Raw genomic sequence first — 21,576 nt, forward strand, 5'->3', positions numbered from 1 at the left:
GCTGCCGGGTCGCACGGAAGGCGCCGTTCGGGTCGGCGGTGGCCGGTGGTCGTCGGCAGGCGGCGCCTGCGGAGCGCCTGACATCGGTCCCCGCTGGGACCAGATACCGCAGACCCGCCGGGAAGCGCAGCGGCCGAGTTCGGGCCGGCGATGGCCGGTCGTCGGCAGGCCGTGCGGCGGCGGCTGCGGCTTCCCGTCAGGTTTGCGGCACCCGGTCCCGGCGAGGCCGTTGCCGGGTCGTCCGGCAGGCGCCTGGGCCGGCGGTAGCCGGTCGCCGACGGGTGTGCGCGGCTGCGGCCGTTGAGCCTCCGGCCGGGTTTGCCGTACCTGGTTCCGGCGGGATCATTGCCGGGTCGTCCGGCAGGAGCGGTGCGGGTCGGCGGTGGCCGGTCGTCGGCAGGCCGTGCTGCGGTGGCCGCTGTCGGCGGGTTTGCGGTGTGCGGTCCCGGCGGGACGGCTGCCGGGGCGCCCGGCAGGCGGCGTTCGGGCTGGCGGCGGCCGGGCCCTGTGCTTCCCCTCGGGGCGCGGTGCCCCGGCCGGCGGGACCGTCGCTGAGCCTGGGACAAGCAGGCCCAGCGGCAAGCGCTACGGCACGCGGTCCAGCAGGACCACCGCCACGTCGTCCGTCAGTTCTCCGCCGTTGAGGTCGCGGACCTCGCTGACCGCGGTGCGCAGGAGGTGCTCGCCGGTCAGGCCGCGGTCGAGCTGGCGGCGGACCATCGCCACCATGCCGTCCTGGCCGAGGCGCTCCCCGCCCTCACCGACCCGGCCCTCGATCAGGCCGTCGGTGTAGAGCATCAGGCTCCACTCGGAGCCCAGCTCCACCTGCATCCGCGGCCAGCGGGCGCCGGGGAGCAGGCCGAGGGCGGGGCCGTTGTTGTCGTAGGGGAGGAGCTCCGCGGGCCGGCCGGGGCGGGCGATCAGCGGGGACGGGTGGCCGGCCAGGCACAGTCCCGCGCTGCGGCCGTCCGGGGAGATGTCCACCGTGCAGAGCGTCGCGAAGATCTCCTCGTCCGCGCGCTCGTGCTCCAGCACCTGCTGCAGCGTGTTCAGCAGCTCGTCCCCGCACAGCCCGGCCAGCGTCAGCGCCCGCCAGGCGATGCGCAGCTCCACGCCGAGCGCCGCCTCGTCCGGGCCGTGGCCGCAGACGTCACCGATCATGGCGCGCACGGTGCCGTCGGGCGTGCGCACGCAGTCGTAGAAGTCGCCGCCGAGCAGGGCACGCGAGCGGCCGGGCCGGTAGCGGGCGGCGAAGCGCAGCGAGGAGCCCTCCAGCAGGGGCGTGGGCAGCAGGCCCCGCTCCAGCCGGCGGTTCTCCTGGGCCCGCACGCGGCCCTCGGCCAGACGCCGCTCGGCCGAGTCGGAGCGCTTGCGCTCGACCGCGTAGCGGATGGCGCGGCTGAGCAGCCGGCCGTCCAGTTCGTCCCGGAAGAGGTAGTCCTGGGCGCCCACGCGTACGGCCTCGGCGCCGCGCTCGGCGTCACCGGAGGCGGTGAGCGCGAGCACGGCGTGCCGGGGCGCGATCTCGAGGACGTGCCTGAGCACGGCGAGCTCGTCGTCGGCGCCGGTGCCGCCGGGGGCGGGCAGCGCGAGGTCCAGCAGGATGCAGTGGACGTCGTCGGTGAGCAGCCGCCCGGCCTCGGTGAGGTTGCGGGCGGTGCGCACACGGATCGGCTTGCCGGCCGAGTCCAGCAGTTCGGGCACGATCGGCGAGCCGCCGGGGTCGTCCTCGATCAGCAGCAGCGTGAGAGTGGTGCCGGCTGCGGTGGTGTGCGCGGCGGCCGTGTCGCGGTTGGCCTCTTCCTTGAGGGGACCGCCGGCGCTGGGCTCGGCGGTCTGCGCCTGACCACTCTCCGCGGCCGGGATTGCTCTCTGCCGCGGTATGGGTGCGGGCATCGTCCTGGGTTCCTTCCCTCCCCCCGAGGGCGTGGCGGGGCGAGGGACCTCGACCCACCCGACTGGGGACCATAGCGGTACTCGCCACCGCAACGGAATGGTGTGAGCTGGGCCGCTTGGCAGTCGGCCGGAGTCATATGCCGCGTTCCGTACCGCAGTTGGACAGGGTGGGACTGGAACAGGAATGACGAAGGTCACGTCCCACCAGGGTTTGGGCGGCTGTTGGGGGTGCATTGAGTCACATGGCGTACATCACGCCGGTCTTAGACCATTCCCCGCCTTACGGACATCTGCCTCACGCGTCCGGCCGTACCACCCCGAGTATCGGCATCGTCCCCGCTCCCGCGAGCGTCACCGTCCGGCCCGGGCGCGGGGCGTGGATGATGGCGCCGTCGCCCACGTACATCGCCACGTGGCTGGCGTCGTCGAAGTAGATGATCAGGTCGCCGGGGCGCATGTCCTTCACGTCGACGTGCTTGAGCTGCTTCCACTGCTCCTGCGAGGTGCGCGGGATGGGGTGGCCGGCGTTCGCCCAGGCCTGTGAGGTCAGGCCGGAGCAGTCGTACGACTTCGGGCCCTCCGCGCCCCACACGTACGGCTTTCCGATCTGGTTCGTCGCGAACTCGACCGCCTTCTTGTCCGGCTCGGACGCCTTGCCCTTGATCTCGTCGAGGATGCCGGTGTCCAGCCATGAGGTCTGCGCCTTGAGGGCGGCCCGCTGCTCCAGCTCGGCGAGCTTCTCCTTGTCCTGCTTCTGCAGTTGGCCCTCGAGCTTCTCGGCGGCCGCGATCTGCTTCTTGATCTTCTTCTTGGCGGCGGCCTTGGCCTTGCGGTTCGCCTCCAGCTTGTCCCACTGGGCGGAGGCGTCCTTCTCGTACTGCTTCAAGTCGGCCTGGGTGCGGGTCATCTCCGCGATCAGGCCCTTGGTGGCCCGCTGGCCCTGGAGCACCCGCCCGGCCCCGTCGAGGAACTGCCCCGGGTCGTCGCTGAGCATCAGCTTGGCCGCGTCGGGCAGCCCTCCGGTGCGGTACTGGGCGCGGGCGGCGGCTCCCGCGCGGTCCTTCAGCCTGTCCAGGTCCTTCTGGCCCTTGACGATCCTCTTCGCCAGCTCGACGATCTCGGCGGACTGCTTGTCGGCCTTCTCCTCGGCGGCGTTGTACTCGTCGGTGGCGACGGCCGCGTCGTGGTAGAGGTCGTCGAGCTTCTCGCGGACCTTCTCGAGGTCCTTGTTCGGCGGGAGGGTCGGGGACGCGCTGGGGGAGGCCGCCGGTGTGGGCGTGGCCGTCGGTGTGGGCGTGGGGCTCGCGAACGCCGTGCCCGGCGCCGCCAGCACGGTGACCGCGCAGACCACGGTCACTGCGGCCGTGAGCAGACAGCGCTTGCCCGTCCCCATACCCCTGCCCCCAAACTGATTTACCGTCAGTAACTTACGGACGCCTGGGGATCGTGCCACGGCCCGGCGCAAAACGACAGAGGTCATGCCCGGTGGGGTGCCTGCCCCTTTCCCCGCCCCGGCATGACGATCTCCCGGTCTTTGTGACGTACGACTCACAGAGATCGTTCCCTGGGCCGGTGACCGGGCCGGTGACCTGCGGGTCGCCGACGCGACTCGGCGACGCGACTCAGCGGCGCGGCGCCAACGCCCTCCACGCCACGGTCACTTCCCCCTGCCGCCACCGCACCGGCGAGTCCGTCACCGGCCAGTCGGCCGCCAGGTCCCGCACCGAGCGGATCCAGCGCTGACGGGCACCGTAGGAGGCGTAGGGCGCGGCGGCGGCCCAGGCACGGTCGAAGTCGCGCAGGAAGGCGTGCACCGGCTCGCCCGGCACATTGCGGTGGATGAGCACCTTCGGCAGCCGCTCGGCCAGGTCCGACGGGCGCTCCAGGGAGCCCAGCCGGGCCGCGAAGGTGACCGTGCGCGGACCCTCCGGGCCGAGCGCGACCCATACGTGCCGCCGCCCGATCTCGTCGCAGGTGCCCTCCACCAGCAGCCCGCCCCGCGCATGCCCGTCCGCGGGGGCGAGCCGCGCGCACAGCCGCTGCCAGACGGCGGCCACCTCGTCCTCGTCGTACTGCCTGAGGACGTTGGCGGCCCGGATGAGCTGAGGCCGCACGGAGAGGGGAATCTCGAACCCGCCGTGCCGGAAGGCGAGCCCGTCCCGTTCGTACGGCTTGGCGGCCGCGACACGGGCGGGCTCGATCTCGACGCCGACGACACGCGCGCGGGGCGCCGCCGTGCGGAGGCGGCCGAGGAGTTCGACCGCCGTCCAGGGTGCCGCCCCGTAGCCGAGGTCGACGGCCACCGGGTCGGCGGCCCGGCGCAGTGCCGCGCCGTGCGTGGCCGCGATCCAGCGGTCCATACGGCGCAGCCGGTTGGGGTTGGTCGTCCCGCGCGTCACCGTTCCCACGACGGGGGTCCCCCCGCTCGAGCGCAGCCGAGCGTGGGGGAGGGGCGTCGAGCGGGGTGTCATACCTATGAGGGTATGCGGCCGCCTGTGGGGGTACGGGGCAGGACTCAGCGCGAGCGGTGTGCCGCCTTGCGGCGCAGGGCGAGGACGATGCCGCCACCGGCCACGACCAGCGCGGCCGCGGTGCCCGCGACCATCGTGGTGCCGTTGCCCGCCCCGGTCTCGGCGAGGTGGGTGCCGCCGCCCGCGGGTGACGGGGCGCTGCTCGCCGCCGGCGTGGGGGCGGCGCCGCTGCCGCTCTGCGAGGGGATCGTGAGCGGGGTCGGCGTCGCGGCGGAGCCGGCGGAGGAGCCGGCTGAGGGCTTCGACGACGCCGAGGGCTGGGCGGGCGCCGAGGCGGAAGCGGAAGCAGAGGCGGAGGCGGAAGCAGAGGCGGAGGCCTCGCACGTCACGTCCGGCACGACCACCATCGGCTTGATGTCCTCGTCGACCTTGTCGCCCGCCTTGACGTGGACCCGGTACGTCTGTCCGGGGTACCAGTCCAGGGGGACGAGGTCGACGCTCACGCCGTCCGCGGTCGGGTGGTCGATGGTCTTGGTGTCGACCCACCGCTCCCCGCCGGGCATGCTCAGCTGGATGTAGAGGCTGATGGTGGCCGGGGTGCCGGACGCGTCCTTGTCGGTGACGCGGATGACGCCCTTGTCCTTGCCGTCGCAGACGGGTTCCGCGGAGAAGTCGCCGATGGTGCAGGCGAGCGCGGTGTGGGCGGCGGCGACGGAGAGCGCGGCCGCGGCGGCCGAGGTACCTATGACGCGGGCCGCCCTGGTGGCGTGACGGGAGAGGGACACGCTTGTCCTTACGGGGTACGGGTGACGGGTTGTTGAGCCGAGGCCCGTCACGTGTACAAGCCCCGTGACGCCGCTGTCAAAGGTTGTATCGGCGCAGGTCAAAAGCCGATGAAGGGGTGGTTGTCGACTGCTTTCCGGCCGGTCAAGCGACGGTCATGAGCATGCCGCCAAGTGGGCTCCGTGCGAGCCGCGCCGGCCGCGCGAGCAGTCCCTGCGGGCGCCGGTCGTCACGCAGCCGACACTCGAACGGTTGAGCGACGGACGGTCATGATTGAGTAAAGACGCTTGATCGGGAAATGGGCGGGCACCCCTCGGCTGTTGCACCTCTTCGGAGGGCGAGGTCGGTCCTCCGACCGGCATGCCCGCAGCAAGGAGGAACGCCACGTGAGCCAGTACGTCAGCAGGCTCGGGCGTCGCTCTCCGGCGGCCCCCTCGCGGCTCAGGCTGCACCGCAGGCCCCGCCGCGTCGCCATGCTCTCCGTGCACACCTCACCGCTCCACCAGCCCGGCACCGGCGACGCCGGCGGCATGAACGTCTACATAGTGGAGCTGGCCCAGCGCCTCGCCGCGATCAACATCGAGGTCGAGATCTTCACCCGGGCGACCGCCGGCGGCCTCCCGCCCAGCGTCGAGCTGGCCCCGGGCGTCCTCGTCCGGCACGTCGACGCCGGTCCCTACGAGGGCCTCGCCAAGGAGGAACTCCCCGCCCAGCTGTGCGCCTTCACCCACGGCGTGATGCAGGCCTGGGCCGGCCACCGCCCCGGTCACTACGACCTCGTGCACTCCCACTACTGGCTCTCCGGCCACGTCGGCTGGCTCGCCGCCCAGCGCTGGGGCGTCCCCCTGGTGCACGCCATGCACACCATGGCCAAGGTCAAGAACGCCAGCCTGGCCGACGGCGACACCCCCGAACCGGCCGCCCGGGTCATCGGCGAGACCCAGATCGTGGCCGCCGCCGACCGGCTGATCGCCAACACGGCCGAGGAGGCCGGCGAACTCGTCCGGCACTACGCGGCCGACCCCGCCAACGTCGCCGTCGTGCACCCCGGCGTGAACCTCGACCGCTTCCGCCCCGCCGACGGCCGGGCCGCCGCCCGCGCCCGCCTGGGTCTCCCGCAGGACGCCGTGATCCCCGTCTTCGCGGGCCGCATACAGCCCCTCAAGGCCCCCGACGTCCTCCTGCGGGCCGTCGCCGCCCTCCTCGACGAGCGCCCCGAGCTGCGCTCCCGGCTCGTCGTGCCCATAGTCGGCGGCCCCAGCGGCAGCGGCCTCGCCAAGCCCGAGGGCCTCCAGAAGCTCGCCGCGCGGCTCGGCGTCGCCGATGTCGTACGGTTCCGCCCGCCCGTCGGCCAGGAGCAGCTCGCCGACTGGTTCCGGGCCGCCTCCGTGCTGGTCATGCCGTCCTACAGCGAGTCCTTCGGCCTGGTCGCCATCGAGGCGCAGGCAACCGGCACGCCGGTGCTGGCCGCTGCGGTGGGCGGTCTTCCGGTGGCCGTACGGGACGGGGAGACCGGATTCCTCGTACAGGGCCACAAACCGGCCGACTACGCGCGCGTGCTCGGGCGTTTCGCCGACGACCCGGAACTCGCGGCCCGTATGGGGTCGGCCGCAGCCCGGCACGCGCGATGTTTCGGCTGGGACGCCTCGGCCGCCGCCACCGCCGACGCGTACACGGCCGCGACCCAGTCGCACCGCCGTCGCGTACGCTCCCACCATGGGTGAGGTCGCGGAACAGAAGCGGGCGGCGCAGGTCATCGAGGACGTCCTCAGGGACGCCGAGCTGGACTGGGAGAGCCCCGAGCCCGGCAACTACGTCGTGAAGCTACCCGGCACCCGCAAGCTGTCGACGACCGTCTCCCTCCTCGTCGGCCGCCACTCCCTCTCCCTGAACGCCTTCGTCATCCGCCACCCCGACGAGAACGAGGCCGCCGTCCACCGCTGGCTGCTGGAGCGCAACCTCAAGCTGTTCGGCGTGAGTTACGCCGTCGACCGGCTCGGCGACATCTACGTCACCGCCCGCCTCCCCCTCGTCACCGTCACCGCCGACGAGATCGACCGGCTGCTCGGCCAGGTCCTCGAGGCCGCCGACGGCAGCTTCAACACCCTCCTCGAACTCGGCTTCGCCTCCGCGATCCGCAAGGAGTACGCGTGGCGGGTGTCCCGGGGCGAGTCGACGCGAAACCTCGACGCGTTCGCGCACCTGACGCGGCGCTCGGCCGACTGACCCCGGCCCGGCGGGTCGCTAGGAGGGGTCCGGCTCGGGCTGTGTGCCGCCGCTCTTGTCGAGTTCGTCGGCGAACGCCCGCAGCGCGTCGGCCAGTTCTTTCTTGGTCGGCAACTGGTCGACCTTCTTGTCGAGTTCCGTGATGCGTTGGTTCAGCTTGTCCAGGTCGCTCGGGGGAGTGGTCCCGCCCGGGTCTTCGGAGGGGCTCGGGGCGGGGTCGTCGGGAGAGGTGGATGTCGGGCTCGGATCGGCGCCGCCGGTGCCGCCGGTGCCGCCCACGGTGTCTCCGCCGTCCGTACTGCCGTCGGAACTGCCGTCGTCGGTACCGCCGTCGGACGTGCCGTTGGACGTGCCGTTGGACGTGCCGACGGAGTCCGAGTCCGGCGGGACGGTGTTCGTGACGGCCTGCCGGGGGCCGGGGGCGTCGTCCGAGGTCGCCGCCAGGGCCACGCCGACGCTGAGGGCGACCAGGGCCGCGGCGCCTGCGACGGCGGTCGCGAGACGTCGGACCGGCAGCGAGCGGGTCTTCATGGATGGATCGCGAGGAGTCTGGGGTTCCTGAGCTTTCTGTGTGTCATCCATGGCGGAGACGCTAGCCCGCGGTGATCACCGGACGGAGGACTTCCGCTGCTTTCTGAAACGGCCGTTCAGATAGATGAACAAAAGCCGCGGCCGGCCGATCCCAGTGAGACCTCTTCCCATGCGCGAGGGTGCAATGGCATGCTCACTGCCGACGCAATCCTGAACATCGTTCATATCCATGAATGTAAAGGGTGGCTGGACATGAACCACAGGCACGTCAGCAGACGAACACTCCTCGCCGGCGCCACCGCCGTGGCCCTCACCGTCACGACCGGCACGGCGGCTGCCGCGACGGCGACAGCTGCGACGGCGACCGCGGCGACCGGAGAAGTCCCCACTCTCTGGCGGGAGTTCACCCGCACCCCCTACACCCACCCGCAGATCCCGTACGTCGGCCGGGCCGGCTGCCGACGCGGCGCCACCCGCTTCCCCCGCCACCGAGTCGTCGCCGACGTCACCGCCTTCGGCGCCGTACCGGACGGCACCACCGACTGCGCCCCCGCGATCAACCGTGCCATCGCCGCCGCCGGACGGGCCGGCGGTGGCACGGTCACCATCCCGCCCGGCACCTTCCGCATCGACGGCCTGATCCACATCGGCCACGACGACGTCGTCCTGCGCGGCGCCGGCAGCTCCCGCACCACGCTGTACGCCACCAAGAGCCTCACCGAACTGATCGGCGTCTACGGCTCCCGTTACGGAGGCACCAAGTCCGCCTGGTCATGGGCGGGCGGCCTCATCTGGCTCGCCCCCACGGCACGCTGGGACTCCCTGGTCGCCGCCATCAAGGCACAGGCATGGCCCTTCGAGGGCTGGACCGGCAACAAACGGGACGAGTGGGCGACCCTCACGCCCGCCGAACCCGCCCGGCAGGGCGACTGGACCGTCACGGTCGCCGACCCCGCACGGCTGCGCCCCGGCCAACTGGTCCTGCTCCGCGTCGCCGACGACACCGCCCACACCCTGCTCCAGCACATGTCGGGCGGCGGCCCCGGCCCGGCCGCGTACTACTGGGGCGACAAGACGAAACTGCTCTCCTACGTCCCCTACGAATGGCCCGTCCGCATCGCCCACGTCCGCGGCCGCCGGGTCACCCTGGAACGCCCGCTCCCGCTGGATCTGCGGCCCGAGTGGAACCCGCAGTTCACCACGCACGTCCGGGAGTTGACGGGCGCGGGCGTCGAGGGCCTCACCCTGGAGGTGACGGAGACCCCGCAGTCCACACACCTCCTCGACAAGGGCTACAACGGTGTCGTCATGCAGTGCGCGTACGACTGCTGGGCGGACGACGTCACCGTCCGCAACGTCGACAACGGCTTCGGCCTGGTCGCCGCCTCCTCCTGCACCCTGCGCCGCACCCGGGTCGGCGGCCGGGGCGAACACCACCCCTACTTCTGCCGCGAGGGCTCGCACGACAACCTCATCGAGGACTTCACGATCGAGGAGCGCACGGTCCCCGCGCCCGCGGACACCCAGCTGCACGGCATCAACGTGGAGGGCCTGTCCTCGTACAACGTCTGGTCGCGCGGCGACATGCGGATGGGCACCTTCGACAGCCACCGCGGCCTGCCCTTCGCCAACGTACGCACCGACATCACCGTCGACAACAACGGCCGCCACGGCGGCGACGCCAACGCCGGGCCGCTGTTCGGCGCCCGCTTCACCCACTGGAACATCAGGGACACCAACCACCGCGCCGGCCTGATCAAGATCGACGGCCTGGCCCCCTACAGCGCCACCGTCGGCGTCGACCAGTGCACCGAGTTCGACCAGATCGACGTGCCCGACTTCACCGGTGACCTGCACTCCCGCCTGGAGCTGTATCCCACGACGGACACGGTCCGCCCGCGCAATCTGTACGAGGCTCAGCGCGACCTGTGCCGGTAGCGTCCCGGCGTCACGCCCACCAGCTTCCTGAAGTGCCGGGTGAGATGCGCCTGGTCGTAGAACCCGGCCACCGCTGCCACCTCGCCCGGCGGCAGCCCGTCCAGCAGCAGCCGGCGGGACCGCTCGACCCGGCGGGACATCAGGTACTGGTGCGGCGCGATGCCGTACGCCCCGCTGAACGCCCGGACCAGATGCGCGGGATGGGCGTGCAGCACCCCCGCAGCCTCCTCCAGCGACACCCCCTCGACCACCCGGGCGTCTAGCAACTCCCGCAGCTCACGGGCGAGTCCCGGATCCCGCAGGGCCCGCGGCACCTCGCCCCCGCGCCGCAGATGGTCGTACAGCCGCTCCCCGACGAGCGTCAGCCGGCTCTCCGCCTCCAGCTCGTCGCCGGGCCGGACGAGCGCGGAGTGCAACTGCCCGACGCGCAGCCGCAGCACCGGATCCCTGAGATCGGGCCCGTCCACGGCCGCCCCGATCAGCTCCTCGCCCAGCCGGCTGCTGTCCAGGTACACCACCCGCTTGCGGAAACCGCCCGGAGTGGCCGGGGACCCGTTGTGCGGCACGTGCGGCGGCAGCAGGGTGACCGTGTCGTGCGGAGTGCCGTGCTCGTGCCGCTCCAGGTCGTACCGCACGGCCCCGTCGTCCACGATCAGCAACGTCCAGGCGTCGTGGACGTGCATCGGGTAGGCGTACTCGGTGAAGCGGGCGTGGAAGACCTCGGTGACGCCCGGGACGCGGGGACGCCACGCGCTGACTTCCTGCCGGGCGGCCATGCAAAGAACGTACAAGACGCAGCCGTACGCCGGTCGGCAGTCTCATTGCATGAGCACGGAACCCAAGAGCACCGAACCCATCACCACCGAACCGACCACCACCGACCCCGTCCGCTTCGACACCAGGATCGCCGTACTGCTGCGCGAGGACCTGGAAACCTGGCAGCGCCTCAACGTCACCTCCTTCCTGGTCAGCGGCCTCGGTACGACGGTCCCCGAGGTGATCGGGGAGCCGTACGAGGACGCCGACGGGGTGCCGTACCTGCCGATGTTCCGCCAGCCGGTGCTGGTCTTCGAGGCCACGAAGGAGACGCTGACGGCGGCGCACACCCGGGCGCTGTCCCGCGCCCTGCCGCGAGCCGTGTTCACCTCGGACCTCTTCGCCACGGGCCACGACCGCGACAACCGGGCGGCGGTACGGGCCGTGGGCACGGGCGATCTGGACCTGGTGGGGCTGGCCGTGTACGGGCCGAGGAACGCGGTGGACAAGGTGGTGAAGGGGGCGCGGCTGCACCCATGAGGCGCGGGAGGACGCCTGAGGCCGGGTGCCGTCAGGCGGCGGAGACCTCGCGCCCGGTGTCCGCCGGGACCTGGGCCGCGGGCCGCCGCTCCTCCGGCAGCCGCCGCATGAGCAGCCCGTACCCCAGCGCCGCGAACGTACCGACGACCGCGCACATCCCCCACAGCCACACGGCCCCGAGATGATCGATGACGGTGCCGGACATCAGCGGCGCGACCAGCGCGGCGACCGACCAGGACAGCGTGTACATGCCCTGATAGCGGCCACGCCCGTGCACGGGCGACAGACGCACGACGAGCCCGGTCTGCACCGGGGCGTTGACGATCTCGGCGAGCGTCCAGACGCAGACCGTGAGGGCGAAGACGCCGACCGACCCGGCGAAGGCGGTGAGCCCGAAGCCGTACCCGGCGAGGAGGGAGGACAGGACGAGGAGCCTGCGCGGGTCCCGGTGCTCGATGAACCGCGTGACGGGGATCTGGAGCGCCACGATCAGCACGCCGTTGACGGCGATCGCCATGCCGTAGTCCGCGGGCGAGAACCCGGCCGAGCCCATCGCCACCGGCAGGCCGACCGAACCCTGCTGGAAGACCAGCGCGACGAGGAAGGACAACCCGACGACCGCCATGTACCGCCCGTCGCGCAGCACGGTCCCGAGACCGACGTCGTCCTTGCCCTCCTTGGAGGTGGGCGCGGGCCGCGACTCGGGCAGCCGGGCGAAGACGACGACCGCGCACGCCAGGGTCATCCCCGCCTCGATGAGGAAGCCCGCCCGGTAGCTGACCTCGGCGACGAAGCCGGCGGCCATGGAGGAGACGGCGAAGCCGAGGTTGAGCGCCCAGTAGTTGAGCGAGAAGGCCCGTACGCGGTCCTCCGGCCGGACGATGTCCGCCATCATCGCCTGCACGGCGGGCCGCGACGCGTTCGATGCCATGCCGACCAGGAAGGCGACGGCGGCGATGGCGACGGGACCGCTCACGAACCCCAGCAGCGCCACGGACCCGGCCGTGGACACCTGGGCGACGAGCATCGTCGGCCGCCGCCCGAACCGGTCCGCCATCACCCCCGCCCCGATCGAGGAGACCACACCGCCGAGCCCGTGCAGGGAGGCGACCAGTCCGGCGTACGACGCCGAGTACCCCCGGTCGATGGTCAGGTACAACGCCATGAACGTCGCCACGAACGCCCCGAGCCGGTTGACCAGGGTGCTGGTCCACAGCCACCAGAACTCGCGGGGGAGGCCGGAGACGCTCTCGCGGGCGGCGCGTCTGAGACTGGCGACGGTCATGGGCTCGGCTCCCCCGGATGTAAGTGGCTCATGCGGCGAGCACAACTTACGTGAAGCACGGAAGGAAGATCCACCCAATTAACGGATCCCGCGGGCCGTCCACCCTCCGGGCGACTCGAGCGTGGGTCCGAATGCGTGGATTACGCTCTGGGGCATGGCCGACGCACCGTACAAGCTGATCCTCCTCCGCCACGGCGAGAGCGAGTGGAACGCGAAGAACCTGTTCACCGGCTGGGTGGACGTGAACCTCAACGAGAAGGGCGAGAAGGAGGCAGTCCGCGGTGGCGAGCTCCTGAAGGACGCCGACCTTCTCCCCGACGTGGTCCACACGTCCCTCCAGAAGCGCGCGATCCGCACCGCGCAGCTGGCCCTCGAGTCCGCCGACCGCCACTGGATCCCCGTCCACCGCTCCTGGCGCCTGAACGAGCGCCACTACGGCGCCCTCCAGGGCAAGGACAAGGCCCAGACGCTGGCCGAGTTCGGCGAGGAGCAGTTCATGCTCTGGCGCCGCTCCTACGACACCCCGCCGCCGCCGCTCGAGGACGGCACGGAGTTCTCCCAGTCGGACGACGCGCGCTACGCGACGATCCCGCCGGAGCTCCGCCCCCGCACGGAGTGCCTCAAGGACGTCGTCATCCGCATGCTCCCCTACTGGTACGACGGCATCGTCCCCGACCTCCTGGCCGGCCGCACGGTCCTGGTCGCCGCCCACGGCAACAGCCTCCGCGCCCTGGTCAAGCACCTCGACGGCATCTCCGACGCCGACATCGCGGGCCTGAACATCCCCACCGGCATCCCCCTCTCCTACGAACTGGACGCCGACTTCCGCCCCGTCACCCCCGGCGGCCGCTACCTCGACCCGGAGGCCGCCGCGGCAGCCATCGAGGCGGTCAAGAACCAGGGCAAGAAGAAGTAACCCTGCCTGATCAAGCCCCCTGCCTGCGGGTTCCCTGCTGGTAGGGGGCTCGGAACGCACGATGGCGTGGTTGTCCGGATGCCGCTGACTGCATCGCCGCTACGAGCGCAAAGCCGAGCACTTCCTCGCCTTCGCGGGGATCGCCGCCACTTTGATCTGCTACCGCAGGCTCAAGACCTGACATGGCCTCCTCGGAGGCTGGGATGATCCTGGGCGTGATCGGATGGATGCGCCGTGCCCCGCTCTGGGCCGCGATAGTGACCTGCGGCATCGTGGCTGGCCTGCTCCTCGTCGGAGCCGTCACGCACATTACGGACCTCCTCCGACATGGCCTGCACCCCTATGACTGGGCGCCGAACTGGGTCAACTTTTACTGGTCTTCGCTCGCCGCCCTCGACCCGCTCGCCGCGATCCTCCTGATCGGCGGAAAGCGGTGGGGAGTCGACCTGGCCTGCGTCATCGTCATGACCGACCTTGCTGTCAACTCGTACGCGACCTACGGCATCCAGCACAGCACCCTCGCTGCCGAGCCCGGCCTGCAACGGCTGATCGCCTTCGCCGTACTCGTCCTCGGATCGGCACCGTTCATCCGACGACACCTCACCAATTGAGATCCTCTAAAGCGGGTGTCGCAGATGCGAATCCTGCCAGGGCCCTCTGACATCTACATCTGACATCGCTGGTGTGCGGTCGAGCGCCTGCTCATAGCACGGTCGGCGGACTGCTCAGCCTCGCGCCCGCGTGCGGCAAGGCTCCTGGTCGGTGGCCGTGTCGGCATCGCTCTGCCCCTCCTCAAGAACGGGCGCGGCGGCCTGCCCCGATCCACACCTCCGCCAAGCGAAGTACAGCTGCCAGGCCTCCGGGCAGTCGGGGCGATCGCCCTGGGGGCGGTCAGGGTCGGGGCGGCAGTTCGGGCATCGCGTGCAGTGTTCGGCGAGGGCGCTGAAAGCCTGGTGCGACTGCGTCACGGTGGCGGTCAAAGGCCGTCCTCCGCGTCAGCGGCGTCTGCCTTGTTCAGCTCGTGCCATCCGGCTGCGATCAGGCGCGCAACGGTGAGCGGGGCACACAGCGTGGCCGGCGAGGCCAAGGGAACCGACCAATATGAGGCCGCCGCTGCGTCAGGCTCCTCGACGTCCAGTCTCGGCACACCGAGGTACACGCAGCGGCCTAGGCATTCGACTCCCCGCGCCCTCCACTCCTCAGCTGCCTGATGCCACGTTCGGGGCATGCTGGCCGGCACGAGCGCGTAGTAGCGGTATCCGTGCGGGTCGCAGATGACGGGGCCACCGCGGAGGGCCTCGCTGAGGAACTGATCGACCTCTCCCGAGACCGTCTTTTCGCCGGACACGGCGAGCACGAGCGGCCCGGGAAGCCGTACGGCTGAGAACAGCGTCCCCAAGGGCAGCACAGCGAGCTTGTATCGATCCCACTCCTCGATGGCTCGGCCCCGGGAACCCTCCGGGAGAGTCGACAACAGCCAGCTCTCGACGGCCAGACGATGGCCGGCCCGGGGGTGGACGAGTTCCTCCGGCCCTCCGTCCCCAGGACGCAGCACGCTGGCCCTGAACGGTGATCCGTTGTCCGCGCGGGCACTCGTTGGAATCTCGGCGTCCACTACCACACCTTCCCTATACGCTCTGTATCCAGGCGACTACGAAGACGTTAGGCAGTGGCGATCACCGGCTGAAGTGACTGTCAGTACGGGTAAGTCGCCGCGTACTGCACGGGGAGTGGGGTTGCATGCCGTCAATTCCAGGACCATCCCTGACCGGTAGTCAGGGATGGCCTTCGAGGCCTCGGGGCGGGATCGTCTCGGGCTACGTCTTCCGGGTCATCCGAGAACAGTTGGGGCACACACAGGAAACCCTCGCCGAGCGGCTCCGGGTGTCGTCGGACACGATCGCAGGGTGGGAGTCCGGACGGCGTCCGCTCACAGCGGTTCCCGTCGGACAGATGCTCGCGCAACGGCACCGCCTGATGCAGATCGGCACCACACCCACCCTTCTCCAAGTGCTACAACGGGCATTGGAGGCAGACATCCTGCTGGCGAATGCCCTAGACGAGGAGACAGCACTCGAGGGCAGCCCGCTCGGCACCATGGTGATGCAGCGAGAGCTCGCAGAACTCCTGACATGGCCACTCAACGGCGTCCCGCCTCGGCCGGTCCGCCGCCTACCGGCACCGCCTCGTCCACGTCGTGGTCCCTCCCCCGCCGGGCCCGAACTTTCCGCCACCGAACGGCGATCATTCTTCGGGCAGATGCGCCGTACCGCCGAGCAGGCGCGAGGCCGGGGGCAGTTCCTCCTGCACCGCCAGGCCCTCTACCTCTCCGGCTACGACCACCAAGCCGATACAGCGGACTGGCTGGCACACCAGCAGCGCACCGAACGGCCGGACGACTGGCTTACCGGCTGGCTCAACAGCCGCTCCGTGGCCGCCGTCGCCGCCCGACAGGGAGACCGGGACCGCATGGCCTACTTCATCGAGTCCAAGCTCCTGGACCACGATGCCGGCGAGGCCGCCAACCTTGCGTACTGGGCCTACTGGATCGGCGAGACGCCCGTCCCCCAACTCACGGACGACTTCATCGCCGACGACTCCCTCGGGCCATGGCCAGGCGACAAACTCCTCACTCACCTTGTCGACGGGCTCGCACCCCAACACGGCTATGTAGATCTCAACATCCACAGCGTGTGGTCGCTGCTCCAGGTACGCCCCAACCTGCTGCGATCCAGCGCGGCCTCACATGCCCTGCGCGAGCGGATTCCGATCATGTTGGATAGCGGTGAAGTCTCGTCGCGCGGGCGGCGGGAACTGGAGAGCATCCGGTACGCGATCCGCCTCGCCGAGGCGTGAGAGGAGCCCGACGGTGTCCGACGACCTGACCCCGGTAGCGAACTTCCTGTACGAGGCGGGCACGCTGAAGCACACCGCACGCACCGGATGGTGGATGGCAGGCGTACGCACCCCCGAGACCGTTGCGGAACACTCCTGGCGCACCGCGCTCATCGCCTCGATCATCGCAAAACTCGAAGGCGCCGACCCGGCCCAGGCCGCCTACCTCGCGGTCTGGCACGACTCACAGGAGACCCGCACTGGCGACGTCAACCACCTCGGCAAGAAGTACGTCACCGGCGAGCCCGACCCCCGCGACATCACAGCCGACCAGACCGCGAACTTCCCCGAGCACCTCGCACAGGCCGTACGGGACCTGGTGGCCGAGTACGAAGCAAAAGAGACCCCAGAAGCCATCTGCGCCCGAGACGCCGACAAGCTGGAATGCATGATCCAAGGCATCGAGTACAAGACCCAGGGCCATGAGAACGCCCAACGATGGATCGACAACAGCCGCGCCCGAATCGCCACCAAGACCGGCCAAGCCCTCGCCGACACAGTCCTGCAGACCGGCTCCCTGAACTGGCTACGCACCGCCCTGGGCGAGAAGCCCAGCTAGGCCCAGAAACCACAACGTCAAGCATCTACCGAGACAAGACACAGCCCCACCCGACCGACTGAGTTACAACTTTCTCTACTGGGTTCAAGGCGGCTCGCTCCGCTCCCCGCGCGCGGCCCGGCCCCCGGCCGGGCCAGCGCTCCTGTCTCCGCCCCGCTCCAGCCCGGCCGGCGCCCGTGCCGCGCTCACGGCAATCAGTCGCCTGACGCCAGAGAAGGGGTGCGTTGTGGCTGGGGCGGTCTGCTCCGCGGCTTTACGGAGCCACTTTGGCGCGAGCCTCGAAGATCATGGCCCCAACGTCGTGCTTTACCGGGCAGGTCCACAGACTGCCCGACGCGCCGCAAGCTTACGGGGCCATGATCACTCGCGCCAAAGCAGCGCCACCCCAAAGCCGCTCCGCCGACCTCACTCGGAGCCGCTACTACTGGATAACTCCGATCGCCTTCCCGTAGTTGTTGATCTTTCCCAGTACGTAGTTCGCGATGGTCGCTCGGCCCGTCTTCGCTCGCCACATCAACTCCAGGCGAATCGGCGCTCCGTTTTTGATGCAGTAGATGTCACTGTTGAAAACGAGGTCTGTTCCAAGATTCCTCTCAGTTTCGTAGCTGTCGATGAGCCCCGTTTCAAGCAAACCCCGCCCTAGCGCGTCGTTCAGTAGCCCATCATTAGTCCTGGAAATCTCCACAAGCTTCGCGAATGCGTCCTTAGTATTAGAACCCGGCTTAGGGCCACGCTTTCGCGTCCCCAAGGGATTGTCTTGCAGCAAGATGCCCAGATCGCTCTCAAGGAGCCTACGTGCGGCGCTACCATCTCGCGCCGTGATCATGTCTTTAGACTGCATGACTTTGTGCAGCTCAGGGCTGCCGTATGTCCTGGTCACAGCGAGCATGCAGACCATATCCATATTTACGATGCGCGCATCAAGTACAGTGCCGAGAATACCCGTCTGCTCTGGATGCTTCTTGAGATCGCTAACGACATTAGCGCCAGTGGAACTCAAAAGCCGATCAACGTCAGCGGCGGAGAATCCTCCTCGAGTCAGCGCCGCAACGTCGCCCTCCACGTCATTCCCAGATACAGTAAGAGTCCACATTCGATAACGCTCCTTTGTAAGAAGCTTCTCGACCCGAGCACCAGCACGTACCGCAGCCATTCGAATCCTGGCGAGATAGCTACCGATGGTATCGGACTGCTCCGCAAGCTTGTTAGCCAAGTCTGCAGAAATGCCCAAAGCATCGAGCGACGCACCCTCATTCAGAACAGAAACGGTCTGCTGAGCAATTCTTGCAAACTCTGTTTTAGACGGCCCACTAAAAGAAGTAACGGGGCTCGAGACACCGAAAAGAGCCTCTCGCCCCAGGCTCTCCCCAATGCCGACTAGCAACTCTGTGAGATCATCGCGGTTAGTCGGCCAGACAACAAGGGAACGCTTTCCCGCCTCGGACCGAATGAATTGATTGATCTCATGCATGGCGGACTCAATCTCAGCCCCGGAGACATCCCCTAGGGCCTCACGACCCTCAAGCACGATAACGGTATTATCTGTACTTACAGATTCACGGAGAGCCTGGGCGACGTCTGCATCCCGAGCAATTCGGCGAGTTGAGACACGCTGACGAAAGAAGCCGACGGTGTCGAGGAAGGTGGACTTCCCTGCCCCAGACGTGCCTCGGAGGATCATGAGCGACCCCCGATCGGCAGCACGCATGTCCATGAAGCGCTCGTCCAGCTCCTCGAGCATCGGTTCGACCGGGACGATGATCGAGGTGAGCGTTTCATCACCAAGGTCGCGAAGTCGCTCAAATCGGTCCGGGAGTCGCAGATCGTTGACGTCCATGAACCCATTGTGAGGGATGCCGGGCTGCGAGTCAGCTGTTCACGGATGTGCCTCACAGCAACAGGGAACCTCAGTGAACGCCTCGTCAAGTGACTGACAGCAGACACGAGATCGTTCACCTCCGTGGCCCGGGCGTATCACAGCGCACCGAGGCCCACTGGAAGCGGACGACCCATCAAAACGGCCCCCGGCTCCAGCGCACACCATGCTTGCATCGAGGCAGGTGGTCTTGTGCCGGCCTGCCGGTGCATCTACCGTCGATCTGCCAAGGAGTGCTACGCGCCAGGGGGGGAAGCGTGCATCTTGACTTCAGCGCCTTAGTGCGCGAGCTGGGAACGCCTTCCAAGCTCATTGTGAGCTCCACACCGGAGTTAGCAGAACAGGTAGAAAAAGAAGCCCGAGAGCGTGTCGGTCCAAAGCGCGGTGCTTCTAGCCTCTATCGGAAGCCAGTGTACGCAATCCCGTCCAACTTATTTATCGGGATCGAATCAAGTCCGGCGGAAGTGCTGCGCGAATTAGGGCTAGCCACTACATTCATTACCGCTTCACCTTTCGCCGACATAGCGCGTCACTGGGCACATGTACGCTACTGCGCCACTCTTGCGAGCAATCAAAAGCAGGTCTTGGCTCTAACCCAGGCAGGCTCCGACATAGTGCACCATCACAAGGTGGCACAGTCGGAACAACTTGGGGTTGGCTTGGCTCTTGTGGTAGCGAAAAGAATCCTTGAGCGGAAACACCCCGGATGGCTATTTTCGGGCGTTGACGTGGACGTCGCCCTCGCGGCTGGCTTTATTGAAGGAGTAGGGCTAGTCAGGCAGAAAAACAAAGCAACAATGCGCCCAGATTATTTCCTAGTCGGCCGTCGCGCTGGAGGTGGAAATTCCGGGTGTAAGGTGTACGTCTTGGAGTGCAAAGGCACACACGGTAATTCCTACCATTCTAGGAAGCAATTGGCCACAGCTTCTCTTCAAGTAGGTTCCATTGAGGTAGGGGCTCGAACCCTGCCGAGCCTAATAGTAGCATCTCGCCTCTCCACATCAGGCGTCTCCATTGACGTACTCGACCCGCCTGGAAATGACGACCTATGGGAGGGAGAACCTGAAGAACTCGATTCGTTGCTGTCCGAGGACCCCGGCCCTCAGCAGTGGACGTCAGGAAAGCCCACCTTCGAACAGTTCCACGCACGACAGCGAGAACTCTTCGGAGTTGGCCAATTCGAGCCTAGCGATGCCGAATTAGCTACGGCGCACACCGAGTACGAAGCAAGCCTGGAGGAACTTCCCACCATTTTCCAGGTGCCTGAGAGTGGGAAAGAGTGGCTATTCCGAATCCTAGCAAGAAGTGCGGCTCACTCTGTTCTGCGGTTCGCGGGTGACAACACTTCTGCATCGCAATTCACCTCCCCGCGAGCCGAAGATTACCAGCACTTGCCCTTAGATGGCCCGACCCCGGACTGGCAGAGTTTCACTGTAAGCTCCGAATTTAGTATCGATTCACACCCGTTCGTCGGCCTCAAATATTCCATGCCACTCCCCAATGGATCCTCGCTTGAGATTTTCAGAGGGGTTGAAAGGGGGATGTACGAAAATCTTCGTGAGGGAAGAATGAGTGCCTACCTGCGAAGGGCTCACCGGCTTCGCGATGCATGGGCGACTGTTGCCACAGGAGCGGCTGCAAGCGGACCCCACCAAGCCGTCTCGGTCGGAAGGGACGGAACCGGCCTGCGGATCCGCGTGGTGTAACGGAGTAGTCGTCCTTGAGCCGTCGGGCCGCTACTGACATCAACGGCTGACATCAACGAGACCGGACGCCAGTGGATCCAGACGACCCAGGGCAACAAGCCAGATGCCGTACCAGCCGACCCCTAAGGCGGACGGATCGAACTCCTAAAGCGGTACTCAGCTCCCACCCTGCAGTGCGCTACTGATCTCCAGAAGGCGCCCCTTGGGCAGAGCGAAGGTGTTGTTGGGGTTTCGGTAGGAGTGCCCACCGTCGTTGATCCAGACGCCGTCTGCCAACCTCCACCGAGCGGGCACCCATTGGCCCTGGTTCTCAAGAAGCATCCTTGCCACCTCGGCGGGCTCTTCGATCAGAGTGAGAGCGGCGAGCGTAGGGGTGAGGGCCGCGGCTGCATCGTCCGGAAGCAGCGCGTCGCCGAGTGTGGGGAAGAGCAGCAAGAGACGGGCGTCAGCATCACCAATGCCCTCTGTTGCCGACTGCCGAGCAGCGGACATTAGTTCCGGCCAGGCCATGCCGGGTCCCATGAAGTGACCGTCGACCACAGCGAGGGTTTCCGCTTCAGACCAAGCTGGCTGATGGATCAGGTAGTCCACGCCCCATTCGTCGACGAAGTTGCGGTAGACGATGTAGATGGTGTGACCGGAGCGCAGCGGCACGCCGAACACCGGCCACTCATGCTCGGCGGACAGTGTGCGATACAGCTCCATGGCCGCATCCCAGTCGGCGCCGAAGGCGGCTCGTTGTGCGTCCTCCCCGCGCAGACAGGACCCGAGGTGCACAGGCCAGAACAACGGGTCGTCCAAGTAGGCGTCGCCCCAGACCAACGGGCCGCCTTCATATCCGGGGATCTTGAGCACGTGCAGATGATGGCACGCGGGACAGTCACGGCGTCAGGAGCGAGGTTCAGCCCTCTTCCGTCTCAGTCCGTCTCATTCAGCGTCGTTCGCGGACGTTCAAACGAGACCGGAGCCAGTAGCTGCTAGCTCAACCGGCCGCCCATGAGCGCAGGTGAACGGCTCCGCCCGAGACGCCCGCAGCCACCACCACAGTTGGAAAGCGTGCATCTACGCGCTGCTCGGTGCGCGGACGGCGCTGGCAGGTCTCTCCTTAGAGGTCATCTCATTTGGCCGAGTCGTTATGCTGTGGGCCGTGGTGGGGATTGTTGAGCGGCTGGTGCCAGACGAGTTGTGGGAGCTGTTC

The 21,576-nt window shown here is 68.3% G+C and carries 20 protein-coding genes and 1 pseudogene; 11 read left to right on the top strand and 10 right to left on the bottom strand.

The features are described from left to right. Positions 1-585: 585 nt before the first annotated feature. From ACH45E_RS41130 to ACH45E_RS41145, 4 genes are all read right to left on the bottom strand, one after another. Complete coding sequence (locus ACH45E_RS41130) at positions 586-1,896, bottom strand: fused response regulator/phosphatase (RefSeq protein ID WP_361454093.1); 1,311 nt, start codon at positions 1,894-1,896, stop codon at positions 586-588. Positions 1,897-2,191: 295 nt separating this feature from the next. Continuing rightward, on the bottom strand, positions 2,192-3,289 hold the full coding sequence (locus ACH45E_RS41135; RefSeq protein WP_361454090.1) for an NlpC/P60 family protein: 1,098 nt from the start codon (positions 3,287-3,289) through the stop codon (positions 2,192-2,194). 229 nt (positions 3,290-3,518) lie between these two features. Further along, positions 3,519-4,256 carry a class I SAM-dependent methyltransferase gene (locus tag ACH45E_RS41140; protein ID WP_361454337.1) on the bottom strand — a complete coding sequence of 246 codons (738 nt, stop codon included), beginning with the start codon at positions 4,254-4,256 and terminating at the stop codon, positions 3,519-3,521. A gap of 155 nt (positions 4,257-4,411) precedes the next feature. Further along, entirely contained in the window at positions 4,412-5,152 is a 741-nt protein-coding gene (locus ACH45E_RS41145; RefSeq protein ID WP_361454087.1) for an LAETG motif-containing sortase-dependent surface protein, read from the bottom strand. A gap of 384 nt (positions 5,153-5,536) precedes the next feature. Between ACH45E_RS41145 and mshA the strand changes: the two genes are divergently transcribed. Both mshA and ACH45E_RS41155 read left to right on the top strand, forming a co-directional pair. Continuing rightward, the gene (mshA, locus tag ACH45E_RS41150; protein WP_361454084.1) at positions 5,537-6,874 is read left to right on the top strand and encodes a D-inositol-3-phosphate glycosyltransferase; all 1,338 of its coding nucleotides are present in this window, start codon (positions 5,537-5,539) and stop codon (positions 6,872-6,874) included. Then, the gene (locus tag ACH45E_RS41155; protein WP_361454081.1) at positions 6,867-7,376 is read left to right on the top strand and encodes a YbjN domain-containing protein; all 510 of its coding nucleotides are present in this window, start codon (positions 6,867-6,869) and stop codon (positions 7,374-7,376) included. The genes mshA and ACH45E_RS41155 overlap by 8 nt, the downstream gene beginning before the upstream one ends. Before the next feature lie 18 nt (positions 7,377-7,394). On the opposite strand, the gene ACH45E_RS41160 is transcribed toward ACH45E_RS41155, so the two are convergent. Further along, a complete protein-coding gene (locus tag ACH45E_RS41160; RefSeq protein ID WP_361454078.1) occupies positions 7,395-7,907 on the bottom strand; it encodes a hypothetical protein in 513 nt (170 codons plus the stop codon). 252 nt (positions 7,908-8,159) lie between these two features. On the opposite strand from ACH45E_RS41160, the gene ACH45E_RS41165 reads away from it, so the two are divergent. Further along, positions 8,160-9,845 (top strand): glycosyl hydrolase family 28-related protein, encoded by a 1,686-nt coding sequence (locus ACH45E_RS41165; RefSeq protein WP_361454075.1) that lies wholly within the window; start codon positions 8,160-8,162, stop codon positions 9,843-9,845. Here the strand turns inward: ACH45E_RS41165 and ACH45E_RS41170 are convergent. After that, entirely contained in the window at positions 9,824-10,621 is a 798-nt protein-coding gene (locus tag ACH45E_RS41170) for an AraC family transcriptional regulator (RefSeq protein WP_361454072.1), read from the bottom strand. The two genes, ACH45E_RS41165 and ACH45E_RS41170, sit on opposite strands and share 22 nt — an antisense overlap. 49 nt (positions 10,622-10,670) lie before the next feature. On the opposite strand from ACH45E_RS41170, the gene ACH45E_RS41175 reads away from it, so the two are divergent. Then, on the top strand, positions 10,671-11,141 hold the full coding sequence (locus ACH45E_RS41175) for a DUF2000 domain-containing protein (RefSeq protein ID WP_361454069.1): 471 nt from the start codon (positions 10,671-10,673) through the stop codon (positions 11,139-11,141). Positions 11,142-11,172: 31 nt separating this feature from the next. Here the strand turns inward: ACH45E_RS41175 and ACH45E_RS41180 are convergent, their stop codons facing one another. Continuing rightward, on the bottom strand, positions 11,173-12,426 hold the full coding sequence (locus tag ACH45E_RS41180; protein WP_361454066.1) for an MFS transporter: 1,254 nt from the start codon (positions 12,424-12,426) through the stop codon (positions 11,173-11,175). 154 nt (positions 12,427-12,580) lie between these two features. Here ACH45E_RS41180 and ACH45E_RS41185 point away from each other — a divergent pair, with 154 nt between their 5' ends. The 3 genes and pseudogenes from ACH45E_RS41185 to ACH45E_RS41195 all read left to right on the top strand — a co-directional run bounded on the left by ACH45E_RS41185 (position 12,581) and on the right by ACH45E_RS41195 (position 13,953). Beyond that, entirely contained in the window at positions 12,581-13,342 is a 762-nt protein-coding gene (locus ACH45E_RS41185; protein ID WP_361454064.1) for a phosphoglyceromutase, read from the top strand. A 52-nt stretch (positions 13,343-13,394) separates the two neighbouring features. Continuing rightward, a pseudogene (locus tag ACH45E_RS41190) lies at positions 13,395-13,523 on the top strand (IS5/IS1182 family transposase); the annotation flags it as partial. Between the two features lie 22 nt (positions 13,524-13,545). Next, complete coding sequence (locus tag ACH45E_RS41195; RefSeq protein ID WP_361454061.1) at positions 13,546-13,953, top strand: hypothetical protein; 408 nt, start codon at positions 13,546-13,548, stop codon at positions 13,951-13,953. 365 nt (positions 13,954-14,318) lie between these two features. On the opposite strand, the gene ACH45E_RS41200 is transcribed toward ACH45E_RS41195, so the two are convergent. After that, positions 14,319-14,957 (bottom strand): hypothetical protein, encoded by a 639-nt coding sequence (locus ACH45E_RS41200; RefSeq protein WP_361454059.1) that lies wholly within the window; start codon positions 14,955-14,957, stop codon positions 14,319-14,321. A 125-nt stretch (positions 14,958-15,082) separates the two neighbouring features. Here ACH45E_RS41200 and ACH45E_RS41205 point away from each other — a divergent pair, with 125 nt between their 5' ends. Further along, on the top strand, positions 15,083-16,198 hold the full coding sequence (locus ACH45E_RS41205; protein ID WP_361454056.1) for a helix-turn-helix transcriptional regulator: 1,116 nt from the start codon (positions 15,083-15,085) through the stop codon (positions 16,196-16,198). A 13-nt stretch (positions 16,199-16,211) separates the two neighbouring features. Continuing rightward, the gene (locus tag ACH45E_RS41210; RefSeq protein ID WP_361454053.1) at positions 16,212-16,796 is read left to right on the top strand and encodes an HD domain-containing protein; all 585 of its coding nucleotides are present in this window, start codon (positions 16,212-16,214) and stop codon (positions 16,794-16,796) included. A 421-nt stretch (positions 16,797-17,217) separates the two neighbouring features. On the opposite strand, the gene ACH45E_RS41215 is transcribed toward ACH45E_RS41210, so the two are convergent. Next, positions 17,218-18,633, bottom strand: a complete 1,416-nt coding sequence (locus ACH45E_RS41215; RefSeq protein WP_361454050.1) for a hypothetical protein — start codon at positions 18,631-18,633, stop codon at positions 17,218-17,220. 668 nt (positions 18,634-19,301) lie between these two features. Here ACH45E_RS41215 and ACH45E_RS41220 point away from each other — a divergent pair. Beyond that, entirely contained in the window at positions 19,302-20,378 is a 1,077-nt protein-coding gene (locus ACH45E_RS41220; RefSeq protein WP_361454047.1) for a hypothetical protein, read from the top strand. Positions 20,379-20,534: 156 nt separating this feature from the next. Here ACH45E_RS41220 and ACH45E_RS41225 read toward each other — a convergent pair whose 3' ends face one another. Beyond that, the gene (locus ACH45E_RS41225; protein ID WP_361454044.1) at positions 20,535-21,233 is read right to left on the bottom strand and encodes a hypothetical protein; all 699 of its coding nucleotides are present in this window, start codon (positions 21,231-21,233) and stop codon (positions 20,535-20,537) included. A gap of 151 nt (positions 21,234-21,384) precedes the next feature. Between ACH45E_RS41225 and ACH45E_RS41230 the strand changes: the two genes are divergently transcribed. Next, on the top strand, positions 21,385-21,576 hold a 192-nt coding region (locus ACH45E_RS41230), incomplete at its 3' end, for a hypothetical protein (protein WP_361454041.1).

It is taken from the genome of Streptomyces sp. NPDC020299, from assembly GCF_044387825.1.
Taxonomy (GTDB): domain Bacteria; phylum Actinomycetota; class Actinomycetes; order Streptomycetales; family Streptomycetaceae; genus Streptomyces.

Bases quoted from the DNA above. Each gene is read 5' to 3' on its own strand.
- ACH45E_RS41130 (WP_361454093.1), bottom strand. From the start codon at position 1,896: ATGCCCGCACCCATACCGCGGCAGAGAGCAATCCCGGCCGCGGAGAGT.
- ACH45E_RS41135 (WP_361454090.1), bottom strand. From the start codon at position 3,289: ATGGGGACGGGCAAGCGCTGTCTGCTCACGGCCGCAGTGACCGTGGTC.
- ACH45E_RS41140 (WP_361454337.1), bottom strand. From the start codon at position 4,256: ATGGACCGCTGGATCGCGGCCACGCACGGCGCGGCACTGCGCCGGGCC.
- ACH45E_RS41155 (WP_361454081.1), top strand. From the start codon at position 6,867: ATGGGTGAGGTCGCGGAACAGAAGCGGGCGGCGCAGGTCATCGAGGAC.
- ACH45E_RS41160 (WP_361454078.1), bottom strand. From the start codon at position 7,907: ATGAAGACCCGCTCGCTGCCGGTCCGACGTCTCGCGACCGCCGTCGCA.
- ACH45E_RS41165 (WP_361454075.1), top strand. From the start codon at position 8,160: ATGAACCACAGGCACGTCAGCAGACGAACACTCCTCGCCGGCGCCACC.
- ACH45E_RS41170 (WP_361454072.1), bottom strand. From the start codon at position 10,621: ATGGCCGCCCGGCAGGAAGTCAGCGCGTGGCGTCCCCGCGTCCCGGGC.
- ACH45E_RS41175 (WP_361454069.1), top strand. From the start codon at position 10,671: ATGAGCACGGAACCCAAGAGCACCGAACCCATCACCACCGAACCGACC.
- ACH45E_RS41180 (WP_361454066.1), bottom strand. From the start codon at position 12,426: ATGACCGTCGCCAGTCTCAGACGCGCCGCCCGCGAGAGCGTCTCCGGC.
- ACH45E_RS41185 (WP_361454064.1), top strand. From the start codon at position 12,581: ATGGCCGACGCACCGTACAAGCTGATCCTCCTCCGCCACGGCGAGAGC.
- ACH45E_RS41195 (WP_361454061.1), top strand. From the start codon at position 13,546: ATGATCCTGGGCGTGATCGGATGGATGCGCCGTGCCCCGCTCTGGGCC.
- ACH45E_RS41205 (WP_361454056.1), top strand. From the start codon at position 15,083: ATGCCGTCAATTCCAGGACCATCCCTGACCGGTAGTCAGGGATGGCCT.
- ACH45E_RS41215 (WP_361454050.1), bottom strand. From the start codon at position 18,633: ATGGACGTCAACGATCTGCGACTCCCGGACCGATTTGAGCGACTTCGC.